This window comes from Bacillus cereus group sp. Bc061 (assembly GCF_027715825.1).
Classification (GTDB): Bacteria; Bacillota; Bacilli; order Bacillales; family Bacillaceae_G; genus Bacillus_A; species Bacillus_A paranthracis.
Genome location: NZ_JAQFTZ010000012.1, coordinates 101,060 through 111,436, shown reverse-complemented (window position 1 = coordinate 111,436; position 10,377 = coordinate 101,060). Strand labels below are relative to the sequence as shown.

Below are 10,377 nucleotides of genomic sequence, written 5' to 3'. Positions count from 1 at the left end.
AATGAATTTTATGTAAATATTACGTTTGATGAAACAGAAATAGGTCGTGTACTAGATTTCAAGGAAACACCACAATCAGATGTAATTGCAGGAATTGATGTAAATCCGGACCGTATTGCAGTTAGTTTATGTACAAAACAAGGTAATTTTAAAGGTTCAAAAATTTTTTATCTACACAATCTGAATGCGTTTTCAACAAACAAACGCGCAACGATAATTGGACAAATCGTACAACAAATTAAAACATGGTTATTGGAAAACAATGTAGGTGGAATTGTTTTAGAAGATTTAAAGTTTCAACAATCTCATGATACTGATAAATACAGTAATCGTAATTTCCATCAATTTACGTATAAAAAGATGTTGAACAGTTTAATTCGTATGTCTCTTCGTAACGGATTTTCTGTTAAAACAGTAAACCCCGCTTATACAAGTGTGATTGGAAAATTAAAATACAGTAAAAATTTCGGTATTAGCGTTCATGAAGCAGCCGCATTCGCGATCGCAAGACGTGGATTAGAATTGCAAGAACAAGTACCAAAAGAGATTATATTATTATTAAAAAACCAAATTACAACAAAACTGCGTATTCTTGTTGCTTCCATGGAAGAAAGTAAAAAGAATACGCAAAAAGTATATAAAAAATGGTTACAAACAATTCAAACGTGGAAAGAATATCACAATTGGAAATTGTGGAGCATTCTACACAAAACTGTTTATATGAGCAATCAACAATTCGTATTTAAAATTTAAATGAGAAGGGGGGTACTGGTTTATTTCTTATAACCTCTTGCATACTACTGACTTGGATGAATGGTAGTATGCAAGGACAGATCGTTCCTAACAGGAACCTGCCGTCATTCTTTCACAATAGGTGGATGAAAAGGTCACAACCCTTACGGACAGGAAAAAGGTGAGATTCCTTTTCGGTAGTTGGCATTTGACTTGGTTCGCCAACAATTTATAGATTTTTATAAGAATTTTAAACCAGGATACGAAGCATGCATCATGATGAGAAGAACAAAATTGGTTTAACGGTAGCACTTTCTATCGTAGTAGGAACGATTATTGGGTCTGGTGTGTTTATGAAACCAGGGAGCGTATTAGATTACTCGGGGAGTTCTAATATGGCGATTCTTGCTTGGATAATTGGTGGTCTGTTGACGTTAGCAAGCGGTTTAACAGTAGCTGAAATAGGAGCGCAAATCCCGAAAAATGGTGGGTTGTATACGTATTTAGAGGAGATTTATGGAAGTTTTTGGGGATATTTATCAGGCTGGATGCAAACAATTGTTTATGGGCCAGCTATTATTGGAACATTAGGGCTATACTTTAGTTCTTTAATGATTAATTTTTTCTATTTAGATAAAGTATGGAATTTACCAATCGCAATTGGAACAGTTGTGTTCCTTGGCGTTGTAAATAGTATGGGAACAAAATACGGAGGTATCGTTCAAACGATCACGACAATCGGGAAGATGATTCCAATCGTATTAATTGTTGTGTTAGGTTTTTGGAAAGGGAATAGCGATATCTTTAACGTAGTTGTGCCGATATCAGAAAATCAAAGTATCGGGATGGCAATTTTAGCAACGTTATTTGCTTATGACGGTTGGATTTTACTTGCTTCGATTGGTGGAGAAATGAAGAATCCAACAAAGCTATTACCGAAAGCAATGACAGTTGGGATTTTAATTGTAACAGCTGCTTACGTATTAATTAATTTGGCGTTATTGAATGTATTACCAGCAACGCAAATTGTAGAACTTGGAGAAAATGCAACAGCGACAGCTGCAGGAATGCTACTTGGAGAATATGGTGGGAAAATTATTAGTATCGGTATTATCGTTTCTATTTTCGGTTGTTTAAATGGAAAGATTTTAACGTTCCCACGTATCCCGATGTCGATGGCAGAACGTGGACAACTTCCATTTGCTAAGTTTATTGCGAAGGAAAGTCCAAGATTTAAAACACCAGCAAATGCGATTACTGTTGAAATCATTTTAGGAATTATTTTAATGATTATTAGCGATCCGAATAAGCTATCTGAGATTTCCGTATTCATTATTTATATTTTCTATGTAATGACGTTTATCGGTGTCTTCATTTTAAGAAAACGTAATAAAAATAAAGAGCGTGCATACAGTGTACCGTTATTCCCAATCGTCCCAATCGTTGCGATTTTGGGCTCACTCTTTGTAATCGGTAGTGCGATTATTAACGATCCACTAAGTTGTTTCTTATCAATTGGAATTGTCTTTACGGGACTGCCGGTATATTGGTATTTAAATAAGAAGAATAAAACTGCTGTTTAATAATTAGAAAACAGGCGTATCATACGCCTGTTTTTTATGTGAAAAAATTTGAAAGTATAAAATTAGAATTATGGGGAATTACATTACCCTATTTTATAACCTAGAAACAGGTAATTAAGTATAGTTAATTACCTGTTTTGGGTAGTAACATTTTAAAGTCATAAGCATAAACTTTCTTTCCGCCTTTCACGGTGGCGAGTATAGATTCTATACCTTGTATTTCTTGTTCGGATACTTTTCTTCCGTTTGTTAAGTTGTATCTTTCTATATAGTATTTATTATTGCGCTTTGCATCATAACGTAGAACATATAATGAGTCGTTTTCGAAATAAGTTTGTTCATTATATCTAACGCCATCTTTAACATGGTAATCTATGGTGAATTTATGGCTCATCGTATTATTTTTAGGGTTATATGTATATATATCACCAAGACCGTTTAAAAAATATAATTCGTTGTTATATATATATGCGGAATTATCTAATGAAAATGGGCTGGTTGCAGTTGAGTTTTCTTCTTTATACATAAATATTGTATTTTGTTCTAAAGTGGCTTTATTAGTACGTAACAAGAATGTTTCCCCTTTTAGCGGATCATCCTTATCAATTGTACTCATAACCATGTAGTAATTCTCTGAATCTACTAAAATAGGTGAAAGATTAGCATGGTCCTCTTTTCCATTTATATTAAGCGCTGTAATATTCTCTATATTCATTGTTGCATCATTAAACGTTAATTTTTTTAATTCGTATTTATTAGTAACTAATTCTTGAGTGGCTACTAAAATATTTTCCCCATCTAATCCAGAGCTAATAATGAAATGAGGGATATTGCTTTTATGAATAACTTTTTCATTTCCGAATAAAACATTTGAATTATAGTTCCCGTTCTCTTTGTCCATTCCTGAATTGTAAATAGTAACAAATATCTTTTGGTTTGCTAAATATCCATTAAAATCACCGGTATGTTGGTATTTTATTTTATGAGTAGTAGGATTTTCTCCTAGAAATGTTATAGTATTTTTACTCTCTAATAGAACTTGTTTTTTATCGTCGGATACACCAATACCGCCGAGCTCTAGACCACCCATTTTATATCCGCTAGCAACGCCTTGTTTATTTATAAATATGGCATAACTAATGCCTTTACCATCTAAATCTTGATCGGCAGTGGATGAGAAGTAAAGCACAGCCTTTTTATCATCTAAAAAATTTTTATTTTGTATTTCTTTATCTGATATTAAGTTTGCATTCTTATCTTTTATACATAAATAGTAAGCTAATACTGCAATCGTTATAATAATCGTAAAAAATAGAATTATTTTCCGGTGATTTTTCATTTTCACTTCTGCTCCTCAAATAACCAAAAAGTGAAACAAATAAATTGTTTCACTTTCAGTTTTAAAATTATATATTACGAATTAACGATGTTTTTTGCGCATCTCTAACATCTCGAGGATATACACCTGCTCCACCATCTTTATCTAAATCTAAACCACCATGTAATTTATAAGCAGACCATATCAATTTAGAACAATTCTTCGCGCCATAATGGCTAGTATTTCTATTGTTTGCGAAATTATAAGAATAGTCATCCTTTCCTACACGATCTTTCGCCCACCAAGCTGCGTCATTTTTATTTTGCCAAGAAGTATTTACAGATTTGACAACTGCATCACCTTTATCAACTAAGCGTTTATTAGTAGCAATTGTGCGCACACCTTTGTCTGGTACAGATTCAACAATCAAGTCTTTACTATAGTACATACCGACATGTCCGTGATTCATATAAGCAGTTGTAGATCCAGTATAATAAAAGTCGCCCATATTAGAATTTCCTACTTTTACATTTCCGCCGCTAGCACCATATTGAACATTAGTAGTATCTTTATTATTTCGTTGAGTAGCTTCTCGTTCTCCTTGTTCATGATTTGCTTTTAATTCTTTATAAATTTGTTCTGCTAAAGCTTCTTTTGTATTGCCCGTATTTTTTGCAACTTCAATAATATCTGAAATTAACTCTTCTGTACTTACGTCTGGCTGCAATTTCTTAATCTCATTTAAATACGGAAGTTCGTTACTTGCTGCGAAAGATGATGTAGGCACAAGCCCAGCTGAAGCTAAAATACTTGCTGTCAAAGTTAGTGCAGTTAATTTTTTCATTTCTTTTCCCCCTAAGTTTTTTGATATTCCAAACTATTGTGTGTTTGTAAAGTATAGTATTTACTCTACAAGAAAATAATAATTTTTCTGTAATTTTAATACAAGTCTAGTAAAGAAAAATCTTATTTGGTACAATTCGTTTGTAAATAATAGGAAATTTAATCAAGTTTATTATAAATTAAATTTATATATAAAAATTTAATAATAAATGTTGTTTTTTATTAATATTTCTTAGTTTGATTACAAATTGGATAGAAGTAGTGATAATTTTTCAGATAAGGATCTTTATTTAAATGTTGGAGATATATCATAAGAGGGGAGTTTCTTATGATAAAAAATTGTACTTGCTTCCGCTTTCTTTTTTGGTTACTATAATCGTAGTAACCAAAAAAAGAAAGCGTGGGGAAAGACTTGAATTTTCGTGTGTATATTTTAGCTATCGCGGCTTTCGTAGTCGGAACGGTTGAGCTAATTATAGGAGGAACGCTCGATTTAGTTGCCAACGATTTAGGTGTATCTATTAGTGCAGCTGGTCAGCTTATCACAATATTTTCAGTAGTATTTGCTTTATCAGGTCCTGTTTTACTAGCTTTAACAGGGAAATTTGAAAGAAAAACATTGTATGTTGGGGCATTATCAATTTTCTTAATCGGAAATATTATTTCAGCATTTAGTGTGAATTACGGGATGTTAATGTTCTCAAGGGTGATTTGTGCGGCGAGTGGTTCGCTTATTATTGCACTGTCAGTAACACTTGCTTCTAGCGTTGTAGAACCGCATTTTCGTGCGCGTGCAATTGGAATCATTTTCATGGGGATTAGTGGGTCACTTGTACTTGGAGTACCGCTTGGCCTTGTACTCGGAAATGCATACGGATGGCGTGCACCATTTGTACTCATTTCGATCTTAACAGTTATAGCAATCGCTTGTATTTCATTATTCTTAACGAAAGTACCACCGACATCGGTATTATCAATAAGAGAGCAGATTGCTACGTTAAAAGATAAAAAAATCGTCAGTGCACAGTTAACGTCATTCTTATTTTTAACGGGTCATTTAACACTATATGCATATTTAACACCATTTTTAAAAGATGTTATGCATGTGGAAGCGAATTGGATTAGTGTATTTTACTTCATCTTCGGAATCGCAGCAGTAATTGGGGGCGGCTTCGGAGGTTGGCTTGCTGATAAATGGGGATCGAAGAAAAGTATTATTTCAATTATTATCGTATTTGCGTGTGCGATCTTCCTATTGCCGATGATGACATTCTCATTCCCGCTGTTCATTATTATGATGGGACTTTGGAGTATGCTGAGCTGGGCTATTTCGCCAGCACAACAAAATTATTTAATTGAAATTGCACCGGAATCAGCTGGTATTCAGCAAAGTTTAAATAACTCTGCCCTTCACTTAGGAATTGCGCTCGGTTCAACAGTAGGCGGAGTTGTTATTGAGAAATCGTCTGTTATATATAATGCTTGGGTAGGAGGCGGCTTTATTATATTAGCGCTGCTTTGTGCGATTTTCTCGATTACGAGAGGACGTTCTACTCAGTTTGCGAAGGAAGAATCTATCGTTTGATAGGTTCTTTTTTATTTGTAAAAAATTGCAGGTTTTAGTAGAAAGGTAGAGAATTTGTATGTAGCGAGGTGATAGAAAATGGCATATGATTTAGTCGGAGTGATACTTAGCCTTATACCAATATTTGTGGTCGCGTTTATTTTTAGATGGGTTCGTTTCATCTATCAAAATTCAGAGAAACAAGTGGAGCAAAATGAGAAGATTATTGAGCTGTTGATGGAGATAAAGGAAAAAGATAAGTAATATGTATTCATTTGAAATTTGTTTCTCGTAAGATATGAAGGCACTTATAAAGTGCCTTTTTTATTATGTTTGAAAATTGGAAACATGTAATGTTTATTTGTCAATAGCAGCATGAAAACAAAACGTTTTAAAATGGCTTATTACTGTGAAACTTTCTCAACAATTCGACAAGATACTACAAAAAAACCACCTATTCTCTTTTTTTCACTATAAGTACAATGAAACAGTAAGATTGCTTCATGTAGAAATTTATATATGGTGGTGGAGAGAATGAAACGAAAGATGGTAGGAAAATGGTTTAGTTTTTTAAGTGCTCTTATTATTTTATTAGGAATTGCGATGCCACAAGTAAAGGCAGAAGTAATGAACAGAGAAACATATAAAATGGATTGGAGCTATAGTAATTCGAAACAGCGTGAAATAAAGACAGAAATAATTAAAACGGCTTCGGGTAGTATTGCGTATTGTTTAACGCCTGATTTACGTTCGCCCAATGGGGATGATTTGCCTGAGATGGGGAAAACATCCGATGCTGTATATCGTATTTTATTAAATGGATATCCTCAAAAAAGCCCATCTGAATTAGGTGTAGCGACAACGGAAGAAGCGCATTATGCTACACAATTAGCAGTATGGATTGCAGCAAATGAATTAACGGAAGAAGATTTAGTTGCAAAAAATGAACGTGTACATAATCTTATGAAGCGTTTAGTAGAGGTTTCAAAGAAAGAAACTGGATCACAAAATGTATTCTTTAAAGTTAATCCTGTAGATTCACAAACTGCTACAAAAAAAGGTGATTATTTAGAAACAGGATTTTATGCAGTGCAAACAAATGCGGTTTCTGGCTCTTATACAATTCTTCCTGAAAATGCTCCTAAAGGGCTTCGCATTGTAAATGAAAATGGTGAAGAGAAAAGTACGTTATCGATTAACGAAAAATTCAAAATATTAATACCGAAAAATACGAGTAGTGGTAACTTTAAAATGAAAGTGAAGTCTACTTTAACAAATTTACAAGCAATAGCTTTTAAAGGATCGGAAAAAGTTCAAAATACAACGGTATTGTTACAAAGAAATAGTGAGAAAATCAGTACAGATTTAGTTGTAAATTGGGAATCAGTAGGTTCTTTAAAGATTATGAAATTAGGAGAAAAAAAGGAAGTATTAAAAGGAGCGGTGTTTGAAGTTTCTAATGAAAACTTTAAACAAAATGTTACGACTAATGATAAGGGGATTGCGGAGTTAGGTAATCTTCCAATCGGTATATATAGCGTCAAAGAAATTCAAGCGCCAGCTGGATATGTGTTAGACGGAAGTGTTAAAAAAATTGAAGTGAAAACTGGTGAAACTGCTGTATTAGAGCTTAAAAATGAAAATGTAAAAGGTGAATTAGAAATAACGAAAGTAGATATAGCGGATGGGAATACGAAACTGCCGAACGCAGAATTTACAATCTACAACGAACAAGGGAAAGAAGTAGTAAAAGGAAAAACGGATGAAAAAGGTGTAGCGAAATTCAAACTACCATACGGAAAGTACACGTATAAAGAAACAATAGCGCCAAATGGATATGTAATAAATGAAGAGACATTCGCATTTGAAATAAAAGAGAATGGACAAATTATTAAACATATTGTTCAAGATAAGAAAGTAGAAGGTGAGTTAGAAATAACGAAAGTAGATATAGCGGATGGGAATACGAAATTACCAAATGCAGAGTTTACAATCTACAACGAACAAGGGAAAGAAGTAGTAAAAGGAAAAACGGATGAAAAAGGTGTAGCGAAATTCAAACTACCATACGGAAAGTACACGTATAAAGAAACAATAGCGCCAAATGGATATGTAATAAATGAAGAGACATTCGCATTTGAAATAAAAGAGAATGGACAAATTATTAAACATATTGTTCAAGATAAGAAAGTAGAAGGTGAGTTAGAAATAACGAAAGTAGATATAGCGGATGGGAATACGAAATTACCAAATGCAGAGTTTACAATCTACAACGAACAAGGGAAAGAAGTAGTAAAAGAAAAAACAGATGAAAAAGGTGTAGCGAAATTCAAACTACCATACGGAAAGTATACGTATAAAGAAACAATAGCACCAAATGGATATGTAATAAATGAAGAGACGTTCGCATTTGAAATAAAAGAGAATGGAGAAATTATTAAACATATCGTTCAAGATAAGAAAGTAGAAGGCGAGTTAGAAATAACGAAAGTAGATATAGCGGATGGGAATACGAAACTGCCGAACGCAGAATTTACAATCTACAACGAACAAGGGAAAGAAGTAGTAAAAGGAAAAACAAATGAGCAAGGTATAGCGAAATTCAAACTACCATACGGAAAGTACACGTATAAAGAAACAATAGCACCAAATGGATATGTAATAAATGAAGAGACATTCGGATTTGAAATAAAAGAGGATGGAGAAATTATTAAACATATTGTGAAAAATAAGAAAGAAGAAAAGGCATCGTTTCCTTCTAAGCCAAATAAGCCAACACCGAATGGAGAAGTGAAACCTTCTGCTGATGTGAAGCCAATGCAACAACCTAGTACTCATAATGAAGTGCGATTACCAGCTACAGGTGGCGTCGGCAATGAATTTACGGTTTTATTTGTTCTAGGACTTGGTTTTATTATTGCAGGAGCTTATGTGTTAAAGATGAAAAATAGAAAAGAAATGTAGAAAAAAACGCCTTGTAATAGAGGCGTTTTTTTAGTATCTCAACTTCATCAACAAACTCTTAATTTCCTCATCTTCCATAAAGAGATCATGGTGTTTCTGGGTAATCTTTGCAAGTGCAACGTCATGGTAGAAAAATTCTGTAAAGAACTTTACGAAAGGTTGTGACATTGTTTTCATCGCTTGCCATGACTCTTGCTCTACACCAGCAAATAAAATTTCACGGTCGTCAACGATGAGCAGTAAGTATCGCTCTAGCGCGTTAGGCTCTTCGGCTGGGATTAGAAAATGCATGTTTTCTAAGTCTGTTTTTACTTTTCCAACTATAAGGGCTTCGGTTTTGACGCCTTGTTTTGCTTTTTCTTCTAATAACGGAAGATATTCTAAAAGGGTATCGTTCCAAGCTGAAATGCGAATTGATTCTTTTGCACTTTCGATGAGCTCTTTACTTTGAACGCGAATAGAAGATTGCATTTTTAAGCTCCATACACGATCATCTGTAAATGATTTTTTCGATATAGTTGTCTCTAATTCTTTAATATTGGATTGAAATTCTGTCGTTAATTTTTCAATTGCTAGCTTGAGTGGTAATGCTGTATACATCTTTTTCTTCTCCGAAACAGAATCCATTACCATTCCTTTATCGATTAGACGTGCAAGCACTTCATATATTTTTGCTTTTGGCACGCCAGAATGCTTCACAATCGTTGTAGCATCTAATGGTTCGTTGCTTGATACGACAACTTCGTAAGCTTGGCTTTCATATTGTGAGAAACCGAATTTTTGTAACATAGTTCCCTCCGAACGAATGAGATTATAGTTTAAGGATAATGAACTATTTGTTTTTGCACAAGTGGTAGTCAGTTTTCTAATTGTATTAAGGTGAGAATTAATTTCAATTTTTTAATTTTATCTATTATACTTAATATAATGATTAATATGATTACAATACAACAAGAAGGGTAATTAACTGTTACGATTTATTTAACCAATTATAACGAAAGTTAATTAAATATATCAGTAAGCCCTGCTAGTCAAGTGATTGGCTAGTAGTGAGGGTTAACTGCGGGCAATCCCTAAAGCTGATTGAACTACAACGTGGCTAGAAATAGCGAGCGTGAATGTCGCGAAAGCAGAAAAAATCAATCAGATGGTGCAAGGTTAAATCCTAAACACTAGAACAATGGGTCTTCCGCCTCGAATCATCTAAGTCAAAATGGATAAGGTGAACGTTCAACGACTATCTCGTATAACTGACGAGAGTACATCACAAGCCTATGGTGGTGGAAAAATCCTCTATCTTTAAGTAGATAAACATATAGTCTGCGCTCATGTGAAAACATGAGAAGTTCATAAGAGAACTGGCTAAGGAATTG

Annotated in this window: 8 protein-coding genes; 5 read left to right on the top strand and 3 right to left on the bottom strand. The window is 33.8% G+C overall.

Features of this window, described 5'->3' with window-relative positions:
- A partial coding sequence (locus tag PDQ40_RS25075; protein ID WP_270691719.1) for an IS200/IS605 family accessory protein TnpB-related protein occupies window positions 1-753 on the top strand: 753 nt, incomplete at its 5' end.
- A 248-nt stretch (window positions 754-1,001) separates the two neighbouring features.
- Window positions 1,002-2,315, top strand: a complete 1,314-nt coding sequence (locus PDQ40_RS25070; RefSeq protein WP_000546301.1) for an APC family permease — start codon at window positions 1,002-1,004, stop codon at window positions 2,313-2,315.
- 124 nt (window positions 2,316-2,439) lie between these two features.
- Here the strand turns inward: PDQ40_RS25070 and PDQ40_RS25065 are convergent, their stop codons facing one another.
- Together PDQ40_RS25065 and PDQ40_RS25060 are read right to left on the bottom strand one after the other, a co-directional pair.
- A complete protein-coding gene (locus PDQ40_RS25065) occupies window positions 2,440-3,654 on the bottom strand; it encodes a hypothetical protein (RefSeq protein WP_000788578.1) in 1,215 nt (404 codons plus the stop codon).
- Window positions 3,655-3,721: 67 nt separating this feature from the next.
- A complete protein-coding gene (locus tag PDQ40_RS25060; RefSeq protein WP_000736809.1) occupies window positions 3,722-4,477 on the bottom strand; it encodes a YiiX/YebB-like N1pC/P60 family cysteine hydrolase in 756 nt (251 codons plus the stop codon).
- Between the two features lie 399 nt (window positions 4,478-4,876).
- Here PDQ40_RS25060 and PDQ40_RS25055 point away from each other — a divergent pair, with 399 nt between their 5' ends.
- The 3 genes from PDQ40_RS25055 to PDQ40_RS25045 all read left to right on the top strand — a co-directional run bounded on the left by PDQ40_RS25055 (window position 4,877) and on the right by PDQ40_RS25045 (window position 9,004).
- The gene (locus tag PDQ40_RS25055) at window positions 4,877-6,061 is read left to right on the top strand and encodes an MFS transporter (protein ID WP_113732894.1); all 1,185 of its coding nucleotides are present in this window, start codon (window positions 4,877-4,879) and stop codon (window positions 6,059-6,061) included.
- Window positions 6,062-6,139: 78 nt separating this feature from the next.
- Entirely contained in the window at window positions 6,140-6,304 is a 165-nt protein-coding gene (locus PDQ40_RS25050; protein ID WP_000312826.1) for a hypothetical protein, read from the top strand.
- A gap of 270 nt (window positions 6,305-6,574) precedes the next feature.
- A complete protein-coding gene (locus PDQ40_RS25045) occupies window positions 6,575-9,004 on the top strand; it encodes a SpaA isopeptide-forming pilin-related protein (protein WP_270691718.1) in 2,430 nt (809 codons plus the stop codon).
- A 30-nt stretch (window positions 9,005-9,034) separates the two neighbouring features.
- Here the strand turns inward: PDQ40_RS25045 and PDQ40_RS25040 are convergent, their stop codons facing one another.
- A complete protein-coding gene (locus PDQ40_RS25040) occupies window positions 9,035-9,793 on the bottom strand; it encodes a TrmB family transcriptional regulator (RefSeq protein ID WP_000939490.1) in 759 nt (252 codons plus the stop codon).
- Between the last annotated feature and the right edge of the window lie 584 nt (window positions 9,794-10,377).

Coding starts and splice junctions, on each gene's coding strand:
- PDQ40_RS25050 (WP_000312826.1), top strand. CDS start 6,140: ATGGCATATGATTTAGTCGGAGTGATACTTAGCCTTATACCAATATTT.
- PDQ40_RS25070 (WP_000546301.1), top strand. CDS start 1,002: ATGCATCATGATGAGAAGAACAAAATTGGTTTAACGGTAGCACTTTCT.
- PDQ40_RS25060 (WP_000736809.1), bottom strand. CDS start 4,477: ATGAAAAAATTAACTGCACTAACTTTGACAGCAAGTATTTTAGCTTCA.
- PDQ40_RS25065 (WP_000788578.1), bottom strand. CDS start 3,654: ATGAAAAATCACCGGAAAATAATTCTATTTTTTACGATTATTATAACG.
- PDQ40_RS25045 (WP_270691718.1), top strand. CDS start 6,575: ATGAAACGAAAGATGGTAGGAAAATGGTTTAGTTTTTTAAGTGCTCTT.
- PDQ40_RS25040 (WP_000939490.1), bottom strand. CDS start 9,793: ATGTTACAAAAATTCGGTTTCTCACAATATGAAAGCCAAGCTTACGAA.